Consider the following 20,225-nt stretch of genomic DNA (forward strand, 5'->3'; position numbering starts at 1 on the left):
AAAGGAAGGTGTTATTATGACAACGGTTGTTGCATTTATACTTATGTTTGGAGTCTTAGTCTCCATTCATGAATGGGGACATTTAATTTTTGCAAAACGAGCAGGTATGCTCGTACGAGAATTTGCGATCGGTTTTGGCCCCAAAATTTTTTCCTTCACCAAGAACGAAACTCTGTATACGATTCGTTTAATACCTGCTGGTGGATACGTTCGTGTAGCTGGTGAAGATCCTGAAATTATCGAATTAAAACCTGGACATCATATCGGTCTTGAATTCAATCAAGCTGGTGAAGTTTCTAAAATCATTGTAAATAACAAATCAAAGCATCCTTATGCTAGAGTGATTGAAGTAGAGAATGTAGACCTTGATCATAAATTAATTATTGAAGGTTACGAATTAGATGATGATGAAAATCGATTATCTTTCAATGTTAATGAAAAAGCGATGTTTGTTATGGACGAGCGAGAAACACAAATTGCTCCATATAATCGACAATTTGCTTCGAAGTCTACAGGGAAACGTGCCATGCAATTATTTGCTGGACCAATGATGAACTTTGTATTAGCGATAGCAATTTTCCTTATTTTAGGAATAATTCAAGGTGTGCCAGTGGAGGAAGCCAAACTTGGTGAAATTCAGCCCGATACACCAGCTGAACAAGCTGGTTTCCAACAAGATGATGTAATTACGCAAATAGGAGATCAGTCTATATCTACATGGGAAGAATTTACTTCTATTGTACGAGAAAATCCTGGACAGGAATTAGATATGGTTATTCAACGAAATGGTGAATCACAGGATATTTCTGTTGTTCCTGGTGAAGCAGAGGCCGTTAATGAAGTTGGAGATCCTATTACGATTGGACAAATTGGTGTTTACCAGGGGTTTGAAAAAGATGTATTAGGAACATTTGTATATGGTATAGAAAGAACGTATGATACAACCACCATGATTATACAAAACTTATTTATGTTAGTAACTGGGCAAGTTTCTATTGAACTTCTATCGGGACCGGTTGGCATTTATGATGCCACAGACCAAGTGGTACAGACTGGTTTCTCAAACTTCCTATTATGGACAGCGATGTTAAGCATTAATTTAGGAATAATTAATCTCGTTCCATTACCAGCGTTGGATGGTGGACGTCTGCTCTTTGTTGGACTTGAAGCTGTTCGTGGAAAACCAATTGCTCCTGAAAAGGAAGGCATATTCCATTTTGTAGGATTTGCTTTACTTATGTTATTAATGATTGTAGTTACGTGGAATGACATACAACGATTATTCTTGTAAAATATATAAAGAGAACTTAGAGGTTGGGACTCAATAAAAAGTATGGTTCAAAAGACGATTGGTTATTTTGAAGTAGTGCCAGAAGTATACATTGACGCTTGTTTAAGTAGCACAAGAAGCCTTGAGGAAAATAAGGTTCGATTGCTGCACATGGATAAGCGGAATATATTTCTGAAGCGATTTTAAAATACAGATCAATGGAATTTATCTTTTGATTAAATACTTCTGTCTCAACCTCTTCCTTTTTGATTCATCTTTTGTTTTGCATATAGAGGAGGGCAAGAAGTGGACATTTCAAAGAAGGAAAAGCTGAAATTATTACTCGAGCAAATTCGAATGCCAGACAATGAAATAGAAGCACATTTTTCTAATTCATATTTAGACAAAGTAGAAGTACATAAAGCAGATAAGAAATGGCATTTTTATATAAATATAGATCATGTACTTCCTTTCCAAACCTATCAATTATTTCATCATTCACTTAAAGAATCCTTTGCATCCATAGCAGAGGTAAGTTTAACGTTGTCTGCTGAAAATAGACATTGTCCTGAAGGAGATATACAAATATATTGGAAGCATTTTATTGCACAAACTTCTTTGTCTCCTGCTTATCGTGATCTAGTATTAGATCAAGCGCCTGAAGTATCCAATAATAAGATTATGTTAACTGCTAGAAATGAAGCAGAAGCATCAGCACTAAAGAAAAGGCTTGAAGCTAAATTTCATGACTTCTGTTTATCAATTGGAAGTTTGCCATACACGCTTGAAGTTGAAGTGAAAACTAACACAGAAGCTATGCAAGAATTTAGAGATAAAAAAGCATTGGAAGACCAGCAGTTAGTTATGAAAACTGTACAAGAAAAAGAAAAGAGAGATAAGGATAAGTCTGTTCCAGATCAACAACCGTTAGCAATTGGTTATAAGATTCAAGATGAACCAATAACCATGGATCAAATCATAGATGAAGAGCGACGCATAACGGTACAGGGATATGTATTTGATGCAGAAGTGCGAGAATTGCGCTCTGGAAGAAGCCTTTTAATAATTAAAGCAACGGATTATACAGATTCCATACAAATAAAAATGTTCTCCAAAGGTGATGAAGATGCAGCTAAATTTGCATCTGTAAAAAAAGGTATGTGGGTAAAAGCAAGGGGAAGTATTCAAACCGACATGTATACGAATGAACTAGCTATGATGGCAAAAGATATTCATGAAATTCACGTATCACAACGAATGGACGATGCTTCGGAAGATAAAAAGCGAGTTGAACTTCACACACATACGACGATGAGTCAAATGGATGCAGTAGTTTCTCCAGAGGCTTTAGTGGAGCAGGCTGCGAAATGGGGACATAAAGCTATTGCTATAACTGACCATGCCGGTGTACAAGGGTTTCCTGATGCACATAACGCAGGTAAGAAACATGGTGTCAAAGTACTTTATGGTGTAGAAGCAAACTTAGTCGATGACGGTGTACCTATTGCTTATAATGAAGCCGATCGAAACTTATATGAAGATACTTTTGTTGTATTTGACGTAGAGACAACGGGACTTTCTGCCGTATATGATACCATTATTGAATTGGCAGCAGTAAAAATTAAAGGCGGAGAAATTGTTGATCGATTTGAGTCATTTGCTAATCCGCATCATGCATTGTCTCAGACAACTATCGATTTAACTGGTATTACTGATGACATGGTAAACGATGCTCCAGAAGTGGCGGATGTACTTAAGGATTTCCACACATGGATGGGTAACGATATATTAGTAGCGCATAATGCTAGTTTTGATATGGGATTTCTAAATCAAGGATTCCAAAGAATTGATTATGAAAAAGCTTCTAACCCGGTCGTTGATACATTAGAATTAGCACGATTTTTATTACCTGAACTACGAAATCACCGCTTAAATACACTTTGTAAGCATCTAGACATCGAATTAACACAGCACCACCGTGCCATTTATGATGCTGAAGCCACTGGATATCTCCTTTGGAAATTAGTTCAGCGTCTCGTAGAAAAAGAAATTAGCAATCATTTAGAACTGAATAATCATATGGGTGAAAACAATGCATATCAACGTTCAAGGCCATATCATTGCACATTAATCGCACAGACAGAAGAAGGCCTAAAGAATTTATATAAATTAGTATCTAGAGCCCATATTGATTTCTTCTACAGAGTACCAAGATTACCTCGCTCTGTATTACAAAAGCATCGCGAAGGAATTTTAGTAGGAACGGCTTGTGATAAAGGAGAAGTATTTGAGACGATGATGCAGAAATCAGAGGAAGAAGCTGAGCAAGTTGCTGATTTCTATGATTATATTGAAGTACAACCTCCTGAGAACTATACCCATCTTATTGAAAAAGATCTGGTTCAAAATGAATCACAAATATTAGATATTTTACGGAAGCTTGTGAACCTTGGAGATAAAATGAAAAAAACCGTAGTTGCTACTGGTAATGTACATTATCTACATGAACATGATAAGCAGTATCGTCAAATTCTAATTGGTTCGCAGGCAGGAAATCCATTGAGCCGTCATAAGTTACCAGATACGCCATTCCGTACGACGACTGAAATGATTAACTGTTTTCACTTCTTAGGCGAGAAAAAAGCAAATGAAATTGTTGTTGATAATACCCAAAAACTAACAGATTCGATTGAGGAAATATCACCGGTAAAAGATGGATTGTTTACGCCAAATATTGAAGGTGCTGAACAAGAAATGCGTGATTTATGTTATAACAAAGCGAAAGAGGTATATGGAGAACCTGTCCCGCAAATTGTTGTCGATCGTTTAGAGAAAGAACTTGAAAGTATTATTGGTAATGGATTTGCGGTTATTTATCTTATCTCGCAAAAACTTGTAAAAAAATCTTTAGATGACGGCTATCTTGTGGGGTCTCGAGGGTCTGTTGGTTCGTCTTTTGTAGCAACCATGACGGAAATTACAGAAGTAAATCCATTGGTACCGCATTATGTTTGTAAACATTGTCATCACCATGAATTTTTTACAGACGGTTCCGTTGCTAGTGGATTTGATTTACCTGATAAAGATTGTCCAGGATGTGGGAAAGGCTTAACGAAAGATGGACAAGATATTCCATTTGAGACATTTTTAGGATTTAAAGGTGACAAAGTTCCGGATATTGATTTGAACTTCTCTGGTGATTATCAACCTCGGGCGCATAATTACACGAAAGAGTTGTTTGGTATTGATAATGTATATCGTGCAGGAACGATAGGAACGGTTGCTGAAAAAACAGCCTATGGCTATGTGAAGGGATACGCTTCAGATAACCAATTTGTGTATAAAAATGCAGAAGTGGATCGGCTTGTGCAAGGATGTACAGGAGTAAAACGAACAACAGGACAACACCCTGGTGGAATTATTGTTGTTCCATCTGATAAAGAGATTTATGATTTTACTCCAATTCAATTTCCTGCTGATGATCGTAATAGTGAATGGAGAACAACGCATTTTGATTTCCATTCCATTCATGATAATTTGTTGAAACTTGATATACTTGGACACGATGATCCTACGGTAATACGCATGTTGCAAGATTTAAGTGGAATGGATCCAAAAAATATTCCCACGGATGATGAAGAAGTAATGAAAATCTTTTCAGGTACAGAATCTTTAGGGGTAACTCCGGAACAAATAAATTGTAAAACCGGCACGTTAGGTGTTCCAGAATTTGGTACTAAATTTGTTCGACAAATGTTGGAAGATACAAAGCCAAAGACCTTCGCAGAGTTACTAATTATTTCTGGATTGTCGCATGGGACGGATGTGTGGCTTGGAAATGCCCAGGAGTTAATAAATGATGGTATTTGCCAATTACCAGACGTAATTGGGTGCCGTGATGATATTATGGTTTATTTGATGCATAAAGGTTTAGACCCATCGATGGCCTTTACCATTATGGAATTTGTTCGTAAAGGAAAAGGGCTTAAAGATGAATGGATCGACGAGATGAAAAAACACGCTGTACCAGATTGGTATATCGAATCTTGTAAAAAGATCAAGTACATGTTCCCGAAAGCACACGCAGCTGCATACGTGTTAATGGCTGTTCGAATCGCTTATTTCAAAGTTCATCACCCAATCCTTTTTTATGCTGCATACTTTACAGTACGTGCAGATGACTTTGAACTTGATACGATGATCAAGGGCTCTGATGCAATTCGTAAGCGAATAGAAGAAATCACTGTTAAAGGTAATGACGCCTCACCAAAAGAAAAGAATTTACTTACAGTGCTAGAAATTTCATTAGAAATGTGTGAACGAGGATTTTCTTTTAAAAAAGTTGATTTATATCAATCGAGTGCGACCGACTTTATAGTTGAAGGAGACAGTTTATTACCCCCATTTAATGCTGTGGATGGATTAGGCACAAACGCAGCGTTAAATATAGTGAAAGCAAGAGAAGAAGGGGAATTCTTGTCTAAGGAAGATTTAAGGGAACGTAGTAAAATTTCGAAGACAGTATTGGAATACTTAGATAACCATGGGTGCTTAGAAGGAATGGAAGATAAAAACCAGCTATCCTTATTCTAATACGTGTCAAATAGCATAGTTTTTATATAAACAGGACATCCTATAAACAGATGTTGACTAGATTAACAAATTGTTCTATTACACAAGTACTAGAGCAGTTTGCATTGGTAAGATAACTATGCTATACTATTTTTTGGAAAGAACGTTCGATACGTACGGATTAAAAGAGTGGGTGATTCGCCCACTCTTTATTCTTACCCATTTCCATGAAGAGTTTAGCTTCCCCCTAGCCGATACATCTGGCAGGGGTTTTATATTGAATGAATTTAATTTAAGCCGGAAGATAAGGAGGATGAAAATATGAGTTCTCACGTAGTTTCTTTAACAGAAGAGTTGGTTACACCAATTTTAGAAGAAAAGAATCTAGAGTTAGTAGATATTGAATATGTAAAAGAAGGCAAGAATTGGTTTCTACGTGTCTATATAGATAAAGAGGGCGGTATTGATATCATGGAGTGCGGAGAAGTTTCAGAACTTTTAAGCGAAAAGCTTGATGAATCAGATCCAATTACGGAAGCATATTTTTTAGAAGTGTCATCTCCAGGAGTTGAACGTCCGTTAAAGAAAAAAGAAGATTTTGATGCCAGTATTGGGAAAAATATCTTTGTGAAATTATATGAACCTATTGATGGAAGTAAAGAGTATGAAGGTACATTACAATCCTTTGATGGTGAAACTGTAACAATGGAATATAAAGTGAAAACGCGTAAGAAGCAAGTAGAGATACCTTATAGTAAAATTGCCAAAGCAAGAATTGCTGTTACGTTTTAATACAAAGGGGGAAAAGAAAAAGTGAGCATGCAGTTATTTGATGCGATTGAGAATTTAGCAAAAGAAAAGGGAATTGATAAGGATATCTTAATGGAGGCCTTAGAAGCAGCTTTAATCTCAGCGTATAAGAAAAATTTCAAATCTGCTTCCAATGTAAGAGTAGAGTTGAATGAAGAAACAGGAAAAATGGCAGTTTATGCACGTAAAACAGTGGTAGATGAAATAGAAGATGTACAGCAAGAAATTCCATTAGATGAAGCAAAGAAAATTGATCCAAACTATGAAGTTGATGATGTGATCGAAGTAGAAGTAACACCGAAAGATTTTGGACGTATTGCTGCACAAGCTGCAAAACAAGTTGTGACTCAACGAGTTCGAGAAGCGGAGAGAGGCGTGATTTTCTCAGAATATGTTGATCGAGAAGAAGATGTCATGACTGGTATAATACAACGAAAAGATCCACGCTTTGTTTACGTTAATTTAGGTAAAATTGAAGCAAAATTAGCTGAGTCTGAGCAGATGCCTACGGAAGATTATCATGTGCATGATCGACTAAAAGTGTTTGTTACGAAAGTAGAAAATACAAGTAAGGGTCCACAAATTTTTATTTCTAGATCACACCCTGGTTTGTTGAAAAGACTATTTGAAATGGAAGTACCTGAAATTTATGATGGAACTGTAGAAATTAAGTCAGTAGCTCGTGAAGCAGGAGATCGCTCAAAAATTTCTGTGTATGCCCCAGATCCTGAAATAGATCCAGTTGGTTCTTGTGTTGGACAACGTGGACAACGAGTGCAGGCAATAGTAACAGAACTCAAAGGTGAGAAAATAGACATTGTTCAATGGTCAGAAGATCCAGTGGTATATGTATCTAATGCGTTGAGTCCATCTAAAGTGGTTAAGGTTTCGGTAAACGAGGAAGAGAAATCAACGACAGTAGTCGTTCCAGATTACCAATTATCCCTAGCTATTGGTAAGAGAGGCCAAAATGCCAGATTAGCTGCTAAACTAACAGGATGGAAGATAGATATTAAAAGTGAATCCGAAGCAAGAGAAGAAGGATTGCTAGACGATGGTGAATCTTATTCTGACAATGAAAACGACTTGTTTGAATAAGGAGGTAAATGTCATTGGTTAAGAAGAAAAAAATACCAGAGCGTAAATGTATAGTCACCAATGAAATGAGACCGAAGAAAGAATTAATTCGTGTCGTGCGAAATAAGGAAGGGGAAGTGTTCGTCGATCCATCTGGTAAGAAGAATGGTAGAGGAGCGTATCTTTCCAAAGATAAAGAAGTAATTGAACAAGCAAAACAAACAAAAATTTTGAATCGAACTTTTCAAACAGAGGTTGATGAATCTCTTTACGAAGATTTGTTGCAAGTAGTAGAAGGCACGTATCATGAATCCTAATTACCTAAACGTTCTTGGGCTTGCAGTACGCGCGCGGAAATGTGCATTTGGTGAAGAGATAATCTTAAAAGAAGTTCGTTCTAACCGTGCACAATTGGTCTTATTAGCAAGTGATATCGGACCTCAAACGAAAAAAAAGATAACGGACAAATGTAATTATTATCAAGTTCCGTTTCGATTTGTTGATGATCGTGATACTATATCACATTCAATCGGAAAGACCCATAGAGTAGCTGTCGCTATTTTAGATGCAGGCTTTGCCAAGAAGCTCATATCTCTCATTGGGGAATAAATTCGGGGGTGAACGTATGAGTAAAATACGTATATATGAATATGCAAAACAAAATAATTTAGCAAGTAAAGATGTAATTAACTTCTTAAAAACGGAAAATGTAGAAGTATCAAATCATATGTCTGCAATTTCTGATGAAGTTGTTAAAAAACTAGATAATAAATTTAAGGCAAAACCAGAGAATGCTAAAAAAGGGCAAAATCAAAAGCAATCTAACAACCAACAACAGAATAGACAGAAACAAAATCAAAAAAATCAGTCTAAACCGAATAAAAACAAGAAACAAAAAGGTCCCAAGAAAAATCAACAACAAGAGAGACCTGCCGCTAAACCAGCAGAAACTCCTGGAAAAATAACGTACCATGGTACGTTAACTGTGCAAGATTTAGCTGGAAAGCTTAATAAGGAGCCTGCTGAACTTATTAAAAAGCTAATGTTCCTTGGAGTAATGGCTACGAAAAACCAAGATATAGATGATGATGCGATAGAGTTAATTTGCGGTGAGTATGATGTAGAGGTTGAAAAAGAAATCATACTAGAAGATACAGACTTAGATAAATATATTGAAGAAGATGCAGAAGAAAATCTACAAGAACGTCCAGCTGTTGTAACGATTATGGGACATGTTGACCACGGTAAAACAACTTTGTTAGATTCTATTCGTCATACGAAAGTTACAGCAGGTGAAGCAGGTGGTATAACACAGCATATCGGTGCGTATCAAGTAGAAAACGACGGTAAAAAGATTACTTTCTTAGATACACCTGGACACGCTGCATTTACTAGTATGCGATCTCGTGGTGCACAGGTTACGGATATAGCTATATTAGTTGTTGCTGCTGATGATGGTGTAATGCCACAAACAGTAGAAGCGATTAACCACGCTAAAGCAGCAGAGGTTCCAATTATTGTTGCGGTTAATAAAATGGATAAAGAAGGAGCAAACCCTGATCGTGTCATGCAAGAACTGACTGAGCATCAATTAATTCCTGAAGATTGGGGCGGCAACACGATTTTTGTTAATCTTTCTGCGATTAAAAATGAAGGTATCGATGATTTATTGGAAATGATTCTTCTTGTTTCTGAAGTGGAAGAATTAAAGGCGAATCCGAATGCAAAAGCGTTTGGTAGTGTTATTGATGCTCAATTAGATAAAGGAAGAGGTTCTGTTGCAACATTACTCGTTCAAAATGGTACACTTCATGTTGGAGATCCATTAGTTGTAGGAAGTACTTTTGGTAAAGTTCGTGCTATGGTAAATGACTTGGGTAATCGTGTAACTGAAGTTGGTCCGTCTACTCCAGTAGAAATCACTGGTTTACATGGTGTTCCTCAAGCAGGGGACCAGTTCCTTGTCTTTAAAGATGAGAAAAAAGCTCGTCAAATCGGAGAGGCACGTGAGCAAAAACAAATTGATGAGAATCGTGGAACTCAATCTACCGTAAGCTTAGACGATCTATTTGAGCAAATTAAGCAAGGTGAAATGAAAGAATTAAATATTATTGTCAAAGCAGATGTACAAGGTTCTGTGGAAGCACTAGCTGCATCTTTACAAAAAATTGAAGTAGAAGGCGTTAACGTTAAAATCATTCACACAGGAGTAGGTGCTATCACAGAATCAGATATTATACTTGCTTCTGCGTCTAAAGCGATTGTTATTGGATTTAATGTTCGTCCAGACGTGAATGCGAAAAACGCTGCAGAGTCAGAAAAAGTAGATCTGCGCCTTCATCGTGTTATCTACAACGCGATTGAAGAAATCGAATCTGCAATGAAAGGGTTACTCGATCCTGAATATCAAGAGAAAGTAATCGGTCAAGCAGAAGTACGCGAAATCTTTAAAGTTTCTCGAATTGGTACCATTGCAGGAAGTTATGTAACGGATGGGAAAATTACAAGAGATGCTGGCGTTCGTTTAATTCGTGACGGAGTTGTATTATATGAGGGTGAGCTTCAGGCTCTTAAACGATTTAAAGACGATGTGAAAGAGGTTCAAACGAACTACGAGTGTGGTATTACCATCTCCAATTTTAATGATATTAAAGAAGGGGATACAATCGAAGCATTCGTTATGGAAGAAATTGAACGTAAATGATTGTCTACGCAGAAGTAGAATGTATGCTATATGATGGTCATTCCTTAAAGGATAAGCGTTCGATTATTAAGAAGGTAATATCTAAACTTCGCCAGACATCCAATGTATCTGTTACTGAATTAGATTTTCATGATTTATGGCAGCGTACTAAGTTTGGGATCGTAGCAATCTCTACGGATTATGTGCATGCGGAGAAAATAATTCAGCATGCCATTGGTCAAATTGACTCTTTTTCAGAGTTAGAGAGAACAATTACAAATGTGGAAAGATTATAAAGCACATGTACTGAGGTGATAGATATGGCAGAATTAAGAGCTCATCGAATTGCAGAGCAAATGAAAAAAGAGCTTGGTGAAATTCTCTCTAGAAAGATAAAAGATCCGCGTGTTGGATTTGTAACTGTAACTGATGTAGAGGTTACTGGTGACCTTCAACAGGCAAAAGTGTATATATCTGTCCTTGGAGATGAGAAGAAAAAACAAGATACACTATTGGGTCTTTCAAAAGCAAAAGGATTTATCCGTTCTGAAATTGGTAATCGAATTCGCTTAAGAAAAACACCAGAAATTACGTTTGAATTCGATGAAGCATTAGAACAGGGAAATCGTATAGAAACAATCCTTAGAGACTTAAATAAGTAATTGAAGAATCTGATCCAGCCCTAAGCGTTGGGTCAGATTCTTTTATAAGTGCTCAACTTTTAGTGTTTTTAAGGTTACATAATCGTTCGTGTACATTGAAATCAAATAGGAAAACATCAAATTTTTTACATAATATCTGAACTTGATTCAAGTAAAGTAGAAGGGAGCTTTACAATGCATGGTATTCTTCCGTTATGGAAACCAAAAGGATTAACTTCACATGACTGTGTGATGCGTTGTCGTCGATATTTTAAGACGAAAAAGGTTGGGCATACTGGAACTTTGGATCCAGAAGTTGAGGGTGTGTTACCTATATGTATTGGACAAGCAACAAAAATTGTTCCGTTCTTGACAGATACAAAAAAAGTATATGAAGCTACGGTTCAACTAGGATATTCAACCGAGACAGAGGATGCAACGGGAAAAATAGTAGAAACAAAGGAAGTTTCTGATTTTCCAACGAACAAGAATTTGGAAGAAGTACTTCAGACTTTTATAGGAAGAACAAAGCAAATTCCACCAATGTACTCTGCTGTAAAGGTAAACGGAAAAAAGTTATATGAATATGCTAGAGCAAATGAATCAGTGGAAAGACCTGTACGTGAAATTGAGATATTTGAATTAACGCTTACCAGTGTCGATGAGAAAAATCATTCCTTTGACATTCGCATCGTTTGTTCAAAAGGCACTTATATACGTACTCTTTGTGTTGATATAGGAAAAGCACTGGGATATCCAGCACATATGTCTTTACTTACTCGTACAAAGACAGGGGCATTTTCTGAGAAAAATACGGTAACTTTTGATATGATAGAAGAAGCCGTTTCCAATCAATCAGAAGAACGGTTACTTGAACCAATTATAAACGGTTTACAGCATTTGGAACAAATAGAAGTAAATGAAGATATGGAAAAAAGAATTTTAAATGGTCAGAAACTTTCATTACAAAGAAATCAACCCAAGCAAACAGATCCGTTTGTATTTGTCAGGGAAGGAAATGTACTGGCTATCTATCAATCTCACCCAACTAATGAAGATCAGATAAAACCAGTACGTGTATTTGCAATTGAAGATAAAAAAGTGTAGGTGAAGAAGTTGAGGACAATAGAGTTAACATATCCACATAGCTTGCATATGGAAGAATTACCAAAAACCGTAAGTGCGATTGGATTCTTTGATGGTATCCATCAAGGTCATCAAAAAGTCATCACAACTGCAGTAAGGGAAGCTGAGGAAAAAGAAATGGATAGTGCAGTGATTACGTTTCACCCACATCCATCTGTAGTATTGAAGAAAGATACGCAACAGATTCAATATATAACTACATTAAAAGAAAAACAGGATGTTTTACAAGAGCTTGGTGTGGATCGTCTATACATCATTACTTTTAACGAACAATTATCTAAGCTAAGTCCACAAGAATTTATTAATCATTTTATCGTTGGGTTACATATAAAACATCTAGTTGCGGGTTTTGACTATTCATTTGGATACAAAGGGAAAGGGAATATGAATAATATTTCAGACTATTCCAATGGAAAATTCACTTGGCAAAAGGTGGAGCAAGTTTCTTTAGATGAAGAGAAAATAAGTTCAACAAGGATTCGTAAAGAATTAAAAGCGGGTAATGTAGATAAGGTATATCAATTGCTAAACAGACCATATCAATCAGCAGGGATGGTAATTAAAGGAGCACAGCGCGGAAGGGAACTTGGTTATCCTACAGCAAATATTGATGTCCCCAATGATTCCCTCTTACCACGCCAAGGTATATACGCAGTCTATGTGTGGGTGAAAAATCAACGTTATGAAGGAATGGCGAATATAGGTACTAACCCCACTTTTACTGAAGACAGACAAGATGTATCTGTCGAGGTATATATTTTTGATTACTCCAATGATTTATATGGAGAAGAATTAATCATTGAATGGCTGAATTATGTTCGTCCAGAAGAAAGATTTGATACCGTTGAAGCTTTAATTAATGGAATGAAAGAGGATGAACAGGAAATTCGATCTTACTTAACAAGAGAATAATTATCATACTTGATTTTTTTCGTCAGAAGCTGTATGCTTATATTCGTACAACCGTCGCTTGGCATCACGTAACTCCGACGTATGCTAGGGGACTGGGGATCAAGAATTTTAGGAGGTGTGCCATATGGCAATCACACAGGAACGTAAGAATGAAATTATTAGCGAGTACAAGGTTCACGAAACGGATACTGGTTCTCCAGAAGTACAAATCGCTGTACTAACGGAAGAAATCACTTCTTTAAATGAGCATTTACGTGTTCATAAAAAAGACCACCATTCTCGTCGCGGTCTATTAAAGATGGTTGGTAAACGTCGTAACCTATTAACGTACCTACGTAACAAAGATGTTACTCGTTACCGTGAATTAATTAAAAAACTCGGCTTACGTCGATAATGTTAAAAGCAGGAGAGATCCTGCTTTTTCTATTACCCAAAATTGTTGTTACATATGATTCTGAGATTGATTCCTATTTATGGATAGTTTATGCTATAAAAAGAGAATGTTTTTAGATGTAACACCGAATTACATTTGAATATAGAACTGCTACAGATATATTATCGTAGCATGAAAGGAGAACTAGAAATAATGGCAGAAGAAAAACAACTATTCTCCACAGAAATTTCTGGTAAGAAATTTACTGTAGAAGTTGGAGAATTAGCAAAACAAGCAAATGGTGCTTGTATGATTCATTATGGCGATACATCTGTCCTATCCGTAGCAACTGCTTCCAGTGAACCAAAGGACCTTCCTTTCTTTCCACTAACAGTAAACTACGAAGAACGACTATATGCAGTCGGTAAGATACCAGGAGGATTTATAAAGCGAGAAGGGCGTCCGAGTGAAAAAGCGATCCTTTCATCTCGTCTAATAGACCGACCTATCCGTCCATTGTTCCCGGATGGTTTTCGAAATGAAGTGCAAGTAATTAGTACGGTAATGAGCGTAGATCAAGACTGCCCTTCAGAGATTGCCGCTATGATTGGCTCTTCAATTGCACTTAGTGTGTCTGATATTCCATTTGAGCAACCAATCGCTGGTGTGAATGTTGGAAGAGTAGACGGGGAATTTATTATAAATCCAACAATTGAACAAGAAGCAAAAAGTGACATTGAATTAACAGTCGCTGGTACAAAAGATGCGATTAACATGGTAGAAGCAGGAGCAAATGAAGTTCCAGAAGATATTATGTTAGAAGCAATTATGTTTGGCCATGAAGAAATTAAGCGCTTAGTAGCTTTTCAAGAAGAACTTGTGAAGGCATGTGGACAAGATAAATTTGATGTTGTATTAGCTGAATCTGAAGAAGAGCTAGTTGAAAATGTTCATTCAGAAGCGAAAGACAAGATTGTAAATGCAATACAGGTACAGGAAAAGCATGCACGTGATGAAGCGATAAAACAAGCGAAAAATGAAATTGTTGCTCATTATGAAGAACAAGAAGTCGAAGAAGATGTAATCAAACAAGTAAAATCAATTTTAGATAGCATGGTGAAGGAAGAAGTTCGTCGACTAATCACGAAAGAAAAAATTAGACCTGATGGACGAAAAGTGGATGAAATTCGACCACTGTCTTCTAGAATACATGTATTGCCACGTACGCATGGCTCTGGATTATTTACACGTGGACAAACACAGGCACTTAGTGTGTGTACTCTTGGTGCACTTGGGGATGTACAAATCTTAGACGGTTTAGACTTAGAAGAATCAAAAAGATTTATGCATCATTATAACTTCCCTCAGTATAGTGTCGGGGAAACAGGTCCAATTCGTGGACCAGGTCGTCGTGAGATAGGCCACGGGGCATTAGGTGAACGTGCTTTAGAAAAAGTAATTCCGGATGACAAAGAATTTCCGTATACGATTCGACTTGTATCAGAAGTTTTAGAATCAAATGGTTCTACATCACAGGCAAGTATTTGTGCTAGTACATTAGCAATGATGGATGCCGGTGTACCAATTAAAGCACCAGTTGCAGGTATTGCAATGGGGCTTGTTAAATCAGGTGATGATTATACGATTCTGACGGATATTCAAGGTATGGAAGATGCGTTAGGAGATATGGACTTTAAAGTTGCTGGAACCGCTAATGGGGTTACTGCATTGCAAATGGATATTAAGATTGATGGATTATCTCGTGATATCTTAGAAGAAGCACTTTCTCAAGCGAAGAAAGGTCGCATGCAGATTCTAGATTCTATGTTAGCAACAATTAAAGAACCGAAAGAAGAACTATCTGAGTTTGCACCAAAAATCCTAACAATGGCAATAGAACCAGATAAGATCCGTGATGTTATTGGACCAAGCGGAAAACAAATCAATCAAATTATTGATGAAACTGGTGTGAAAATTGATATTGAACAAGATGGAAGTATCTTTATTTCCTCAACAGACAATGAAATGAACAAAAAAGCAAAACAAATCATTGAAGATCTTGTCCGTGAAGTAGAAGTAGGACAGATTTATCTTGGTAAAGTAAAACGTATCGAGAAATTTGGAGCTTTCGTTGAATTGTTTAAAGGAAAAGATGGTCTCGTTCACATTTCAGAGCTTGCAGAAGAACGCACGAATAAAGTGGAAGACGTTGTTTCTATAGACGATCAGATTATGGTTAAAGTAAAAGAAATTGATCGTCAAGGACGTGTGAATTTATCTAGAAAAGCCGTTATTCAAGACGAGAAGAAAGCAAAAGAACAAGCAAAATAAATGTATAAAGGCGATAAAAAGAAGCTGAACCATTCTAATTTCAGTTTCTTTTTTGCATGCGTCTTTACTTATGAAAGAAGAAATACATATCATAGGTTGTACATACTCGTCCTCCTTTTGCATAGACATGTAAGGGGAGGGGTTTGTATGAGACGCTATCAAAAATTTGTAAATGTATTTGTTTTTATTATTTTAGTTTTTACTGTAATCGATCTTAATTATAATCCATTTCAGTTAAATCCATTAGAGGTATCGATGGAAGCACCTACTTCTTCCACGGATGAACTTTATATGGAGATAGAACAAAAAAGTAAGGAATATAAGGAAGAACCACAGAATGCCTATATAGATAATGTGTGGAAGAAAACACCAGGTAGAAATGGTAGACAGGTGGATGTAAATGCATCCTATAAGAAAATGAAAGATGAAGAAAATCGTTTCAATGATGATTTATTTGTTTTTGACGAAATTTCGCCTGAGGTTTCATTGGATGAACTACCCGCTTCTCCTATTTACCGAGGTCATCCGGAAAAGCAAATGACTGCTTTTTTAATTAATGTTTCTTGGGGAGAAGAGTATATTCCTGAAATTCTACAAGTGTTAAAGAAACATGAAGTAAAGGCGACTTTTTTTATTGAAGGTAAGTGGGCGAAGGAAAATTCAGAAATTGTACAAATGATTGATGAGCAAGGACATTTAATTGGTAATCATGCATACAATCATCCCGATATGGCAACACTTTCCAAAGAGGAAGCCTATGATCAAATTAATCAAACGAATCAAATTTTAAATGCAGTAATTGGTGAAACACCAAAATGGTTTGCTCCACCAAGTGGTAGTTTTAATGATAATGTTGTACAGACCGCTGCAGATTTAAATATGGAAACCATTCTTTGGACAGTAGATACTATTGACTGGAAAAATCCCTCTGTATCTGTAATGGTCAATAGAATAAGAGAAAAAATTCATCCTGGGGCAACCGTATTGATGCATCCAACAGCTTCGAGTACACGAGGATTAGAAGAGATGATAACGATTATTAAAGAAAAAGGATATAAAATTGGTACAATTGAAGCACTATTAAGTGAAGATAGATAACCGGATTTTAGGAGGAAATTTTGTGATAGAAAGACATACATGTAATAACGGTCTACGAATTGTACATGAACAAATTCCAGCAGTACGTTCAGTAACCATTGGTATATGGGTATTAACAGGATCTAGAAATGAATCCCAACAAAACAATGGAATCTCTCATTTCTTAGAGCATATGTTTTTTAAGGGGACTGATAAAAGATCCGCACAAGATATTGCAGAAGAGTTTGATTCTATTGGAGGTCAAATTAATGCATTTACTTCCAAAGAATATACGTGCTTTTACGCGAAAGTATTAGACACACATAAAGAATATGCCTTGGAAATATTAGCTGATATGTTTTTTAACTCTACTTTTGATCCAGAAGAGATGGAAAGGGAGAAAAAGGTAGTATTAGAAGAGATAAAAATGTATGAAGATACGCCAGATGACATAGTCCATGATTTATTAGCAAAAGCATCATATGGAACACATCCTTTAGGTTATTCTATATTAGGTACAGAAGAGCAATTACTTTCTTTTGATTCAGCTCAATTGAATGATTATATTGAACATGCATATTCTCCAGATCGTGTAGTTATTTCTGTAGCTGGAAATGTAGATTCTTCATTTATGAAGACAATTGAATCTTCATTTGGAAGCTATAAGGGTAAATCCAATTCAGTTGAAATAATCAAACCTACATTTTTAGCTGAGTCAATTGATCGGCATAAAGATACAGAACAGGCACATCTATGTCTTGGTTATCAAGGATTAGAGCAAGGTCATCCATTATTGTATAGTTTAACAATTATGAATAATGTATTAGGTGGGAGTATGAGTTCTAGATTATTTCAAGATGTGCGTGAAAAGCAAGGTCTTGCATATGCGGTGTTTTCTTATCATTCCACATTTATTGATAGTGGGTTACTCACGATATATGGTGGAACAGGAAAAGAACAATTATCGGTTCTTGAAGATACGATTCAATTGACGGTAGATACGCTGATTCAAAATGGTTTAACAGATAAAGAACTTAGGAATAGTAAAGAGCAATTAAAAGGCGGTTTAATGCTAAGTCTAGAAAGTACCAATAGCCGTATGTCACGTAATGGTAGAAATGAACTGCTATTAAAAAGACATCGTACACTAGATGAAATGATACAAGAAATTGATGCGGTAAGTCATGAGACTATTCAACAAGTCATTAATGAAGTATTCAAAGAAAAAGCAGCTCGTGCATTAATTGCACCAAAGGCGATCTAAATAAAATTATTGATATAAAGTGAATCCGTTCCGTTATTGAGGAACGGATTTCTTTTGCATAAAGGAGTTTACCTTAAAAAGAAAGATTTTATTTTAGATTCCATTATCATGATTATTACTTGTAGAGCATAATATTGATTAAATAGGAAGTAATAAGGGAGTGATATTTTGGTACGATTTCGGGATATGAGTGATAAGGAGATCATCAATGTAAGTGAAGGGAAGCGACTGGGTGTTTTAGGACAAACAGATTTAGAGATAAATGAAAAAAATGGCCAGATTGAGGCATTTATTATACCAAGTTATAAATGGTTTGGACTTGTTAAAGAAGGAGAAGAGACAAAAATTAACTGGAAATCGATTCGGAAAATTGGTGAAGATATGATCATGATCGATACAGAATTGATGGATTCTTAAACTAAGGCTATTGTCACAATTGAAGTGACAATAGCCTTTTTCTTTGCATTAATCGTAGGAAATATTCACTCCCTGCCGCTAAACACATAAGCTATAAAGAAAAATGAATAAAGGAAATGGGAGTTTGGAGGTTTATAACCCTTATGAATCGATTAATAGCAGTAATTGGTGGAGATGCAAGATATTTAGAGCTTATTAAGCAATTAAAAAATGTGCCAAATAATAAGCTTCTTTTATGTGGATTTGATAAATTAGAACAAGGATTTACGGGTTTAAATGAATTAGAATTAGATGAACTAGATCCTTCGACTTTAGACGTGGTTATATTGCCGATTACAGGTACAGATCAACACGGGAAAGTCGAAACGGTGTTTACGGATAAAGAAATTTCCTTAGGACCTGATTGGTTCCAACAATTGAAAAAATCATGTGTGGTGTTCACCGGAATAACGAATGATTATTTAACAGAACAAACGAAAAATGCAGGAGTAACATTAATTTCATTGTTAGAGCGTGATGATGTAGCTATTTATAACTCTATTCCAACTGCAGAAGGTGCCATCATGATGGCGTTTGAACAAACGGATCAAACGATACATTCATCACGGGTGATGGTGGTTGGCTTTGGAAGAGTAGGAAACACAGTAGCAAATAAATTTTCGGCATTAGGTGCAAAAGTGTCTGTATGTGCAAGAAGCATAAGAGATTTAGCGCGTATTACAGAAATGGGCTTACATGCAATTCCATTGAATAAAATGTCAGAGTATACGGCTGAGTGTGATATCTTGATTAATACAATTCCTGCACTCGTTGTTACGAAGGAGTCTATTCAACACTTACCAACGAATGCAGTGATTATTGACCTAGCATCTAAGCCAGGAGGTACAGACTTTACGTATGCAAAGAGAAGAGGTATTAATGCTATACTAGCGAGAAGCCTACCTGGGATAGTTGCCCCAAGAACGGCTGGGAAAATCTTAGCAGACGTAGTTAATCAAATATTGGATGAGGAGAGGAGCGAGTCATGACACTTAATGGTAAGCGAATAGGATTTGGGTTAACTGGTTCTCATCATACATTTGAACACATATTTCCTAAAATTGAGGAGCTTATTTCACTGGGTGCTGAAGTAGTTGCTTTTGCTACAGAGACAGTACAATTTACAGATACGAAGCATGGAAAAGCAGCTGATCATATCGAGCGCTTAGAGGAAATTACAGGCCACCCAGTTATTCGTACCATTCCGGAAGCAGAACCTTTTGGTCCCAATCGTCCGTTGGATGTGATGATTGTTGCTCCACTTACAGGTAATTCAATGAGTAAATTTGCACACGCCCATACAGATAATAGTGTATTAATGGCAGCGAAATCTACACTACGTAATAATCAGCCTGTCGTATTAGGTATGACAACAAATGATGCGTTAGGATTAAATGCTGCAAATTTAGCTACATTATTAAATAGCAAAAATATTTATTTCATTCCATTTGGGCAAGATAATCCTTTTAAAAAACCAAATTCACTATCTGCAAAATTAGATTTTCTAATCCCAGCAGTAGAAGAAGCATTACAAGGGAAACAACTTCAGCCGATAATTGTACCTTATCAAGAGTAAAGTATGTTAGAATAGTTTACTAGAGAACAGAATTAGA

General features: G+C 36.3%; 18 protein-coding genes. All 18 read left to right on the forward strand.

The genetic code is table 11. The annotated features are described in order from the left end of the window. Positions 1-16: 16 nt before the first annotated feature. The 18 genes from rseP to dpaB all read left to right on the forward strand — a co-directional run bounded on the left by rseP (position 17) and on the right by dpaB (position 20,188). Positions 17-1,291: an RIP metalloprotease RseP gene (gene rseP / locus OB_RS08240; RefSeq protein WP_011065992.1), complete on the forward strand. Its 1,275-nt coding sequence runs from the start codon at positions 17-19 to the stop codon at positions 1,289-1,291. 285 nt (positions 1,292-1,576) lie between these two features. Next, entirely contained in the window at positions 1,577-5,863 is a 4,287-nt protein-coding gene (locus tag OB_RS08245; protein ID WP_011065993.1) for a PolC-type DNA polymerase III, read from the forward strand. A 300-nt stretch (positions 5,864-6,163) separates the two neighbouring features. Further along, positions 6,164-6,634, forward strand: coding sequence for a ribosome maturation factor RimP (gene rimP / locus OB_RS08250; RefSeq protein ID WP_011065994.1), 471 nt, complete (start codon positions 6,164-6,166; stop codon positions 6,632-6,634). 21 nt (positions 6,635-6,655) lie between these two features. Then, complete coding sequence (nusA, locus tag OB_RS08255) at positions 6,656-7,750, forward strand: transcription termination factor NusA (protein WP_011065995.1); 1,095 nt, start codon at positions 6,656-6,658, stop codon at positions 7,748-7,750. A gap of 14 nt (positions 7,751-7,764) precedes the next feature. Next, positions 7,765-8,046 carry an RNase P modulator RnpM gene (rnpM, locus tag OB_RS08260; RefSeq protein WP_041544131.1) on the forward strand — a complete coding sequence of 94 codons (282 nt, stop codon included), beginning with the start codon at positions 7,765-7,767 and terminating at the stop codon, positions 8,044-8,046. Next, the gene (locus tag OB_RS08265; protein WP_011065997.1) at positions 8,036-8,338 is read left to right on the forward strand and encodes a YlxQ family RNA-binding protein; all 303 of its coding nucleotides are present in this window, start codon (positions 8,036-8,038) and stop codon (positions 8,336-8,338) included. Before rnpM ends, OB_RS08265 begins: the two co-directional genes overlap by 11 nt. Before the next feature lie 16 nt (positions 8,339-8,354). Beyond that, a complete protein-coding gene (gene infB / locus OB_RS08270) occupies positions 8,355-10,433 on the forward strand; it encodes a translation initiation factor IF-2 (RefSeq protein ID WP_011065998.1) in 2,079 nt (692 codons plus the stop codon). Beyond that, a complete protein-coding gene (locus OB_RS08275) occupies positions 10,430-10,708 on the forward strand; it encodes a DUF503 domain-containing protein (protein WP_041544132.1) in 279 nt (92 codons plus the stop codon). The genes infB and OB_RS08275 overlap by 4 nt, the downstream gene beginning before the upstream one ends. A gap of 24 nt (positions 10,709-10,732) precedes the next feature. Continuing rightward, positions 10,733-11,074: a 30S ribosome-binding factor RbfA gene (rbfA, locus tag OB_RS08280; protein WP_011066000.1), complete on the forward strand. Its 342-nt coding sequence runs from the start codon at positions 10,733-10,735 to the stop codon at positions 11,072-11,074. A gap of 174 nt (positions 11,075-11,248) precedes the next feature. Beyond that, positions 11,249-12,160: a tRNA pseudouridine(55) synthase TruB gene (truB, locus tag OB_RS08285; RefSeq protein WP_011066001.1), complete on the forward strand. Its 912-nt coding sequence runs from the start codon at positions 11,249-11,251 to the stop codon at positions 12,158-12,160. A 9-nt stretch (positions 12,161-12,169) separates the two neighbouring features. Then, the gene (locus OB_RS08290; RefSeq protein ID WP_011066002.1) at positions 12,170-13,111 is read left to right on the forward strand and encodes a bifunctional riboflavin kinase/FAD synthetase; all 942 of its coding nucleotides are present in this window, start codon (positions 12,170-12,172) and stop codon (positions 13,109-13,111) included. Positions 13,112-13,235: 124 nt separating this feature from the next. Then, the gene (gene rpsO / locus OB_RS08295) at positions 13,236-13,505 is read left to right on the forward strand and encodes a 30S ribosomal protein S15 (RefSeq protein WP_011066003.1); all 270 of its coding nucleotides are present in this window, start codon (positions 13,236-13,238) and stop codon (positions 13,503-13,505) included. A gap of 192 nt (positions 13,506-13,697) precedes the next feature. Beyond that, a complete protein-coding gene (gene pnp / locus OB_RS08300) occupies positions 13,698-15,815 on the forward strand; it encodes a polyribonucleotide nucleotidyltransferase (RefSeq protein ID WP_011066004.1) in 2,118 nt (705 codons plus the stop codon). 147 nt (positions 15,816-15,962) lie between these two features. Continuing rightward, positions 15,963-16,913, forward strand: a complete 951-nt coding sequence (locus OB_RS08305; RefSeq protein WP_011066005.1) for a polysaccharide deacetylase family protein — start codon at positions 15,963-15,965, stop codon at positions 16,911-16,913. Between the two features lie 22 nt (positions 16,914-16,935). Then, positions 16,936-18,156 (forward strand): M16 family metallopeptidase, encoded by a 1,221-nt coding sequence (locus OB_RS08310; RefSeq protein WP_011066006.1) that lies wholly within the window; start codon positions 16,936-16,938, stop codon positions 18,154-18,156. Positions 18,157-18,324: 168 nt separating this feature from the next. Next, complete coding sequence (locus OB_RS08315; protein WP_011066007.1) at positions 18,325-18,573, forward strand: YlmC/YmxH family sporulation protein; 249 nt, start codon at positions 18,325-18,327, stop codon at positions 18,571-18,573. 143 nt (positions 18,574-18,716) lie between these two features. Next, positions 18,717-19,601 (forward strand): dipicolinic acid synthetase subunit A, encoded by an 885-nt coding sequence (gene dpaA / locus OB_RS08320; protein ID WP_011066008.1) that lies wholly within the window; start codon positions 18,717-18,719, stop codon positions 19,599-19,601. Beyond that, a complete protein-coding gene (gene dpaB / locus OB_RS08325) occupies positions 19,598-20,188 on the forward strand; it encodes a dipicolinate synthase subunit B (protein WP_011066009.1) in 591 nt (196 codons plus the stop codon). Before dpaA ends, dpaB begins: the two co-directional genes overlap by 4 nt. Positions 20,189-20,225 lie beyond the last annotated feature (37 nt).

Origin of the sequence: Oceanobacillus iheyensis HTE831 (assembly GCF_000011245.1) — a bacterium.
Classification (GTDB): Bacteria; Bacillota; Bacilli; order Bacillales; family Amphibacillaceae; genus Oceanobacillus; species Oceanobacillus iheyensis.

What these genes read in the sequence shown, in the direction of transcription:
- OB_RS08265 (WP_011065997.1), top strand. Translation starts at nt 8,036, where the DNA reads ATGAATCCTAATTACCTAAACGTTCTTGGGCTTGCAGTACGCGCGCGG.
- rbfA (WP_011066000.1), top strand. Translation starts at nt 10,733, where the DNA reads ATGGCAGAATTAAGAGCTCATCGAATTGCAGAGCAAATGAAAAAAGAG.
- truB (WP_011066001.1), top strand. Translation starts at nt 11,249, where the DNA reads ATGCATGGTATTCTTCCGTTATGGAAACCAAAAGGATTAACTTCACAT.
- dpaB (WP_011066009.1), top strand. Translation starts at nt 19,598, where the DNA reads ATGACACTTAATGGTAAGCGAATAGGATTTGGGTTAACTGGTTCTCAT.
- pnp (WP_011066004.1), top strand. Translation starts at nt 13,698, where the DNA reads ATGGCAGAAGAAAAACAACTATTCTCCACAGAAATTTCTGGTAAGAAA.
- rseP (WP_011065992.1), top strand. Translation starts at nt 17, where the DNA reads ATGACAACGGTTGTTGCATTTATACTTATGTTTGGAGTCTTAGTCTCC.
- infB (WP_011065998.1), top strand. Translation starts at nt 8,355, where the DNA reads ATGAGTAAAATACGTATATATGAATATGCAAAACAAAATAATTTAGCA.
- rpsO (WP_011066003.1), top strand. Translation starts at nt 13,236, where the DNA reads ATGGCAATCACACAGGAACGTAAGAATGAAATTATTAGCGAGTACAAG.
- rimP (WP_011065994.1), top strand. Translation starts at nt 6,164, where the DNA reads ATGAGTTCTCACGTAGTTTCTTTAACAGAAGAGTTGGTTACACCAATT.
- OB_RS08305 (WP_011066005.1), top strand. Translation starts at nt 15,963, where the DNA reads ATGAGACGCTATCAAAAATTTGTAAATGTATTTGTTTTTATTATTTTA.
- OB_RS08275 (WP_041544132.1), top strand. Translation starts at nt 10,430, where the DNA reads ATGATTGTCTACGCAGAAGTAGAATGTATGCTATATGATGGTCATTCC.
- dpaA (WP_011066008.1), top strand. Translation starts at nt 18,717, where the DNA reads ATGAATCGATTAATAGCAGTAATTGGTGGAGATGCAAGATATTTAGAG.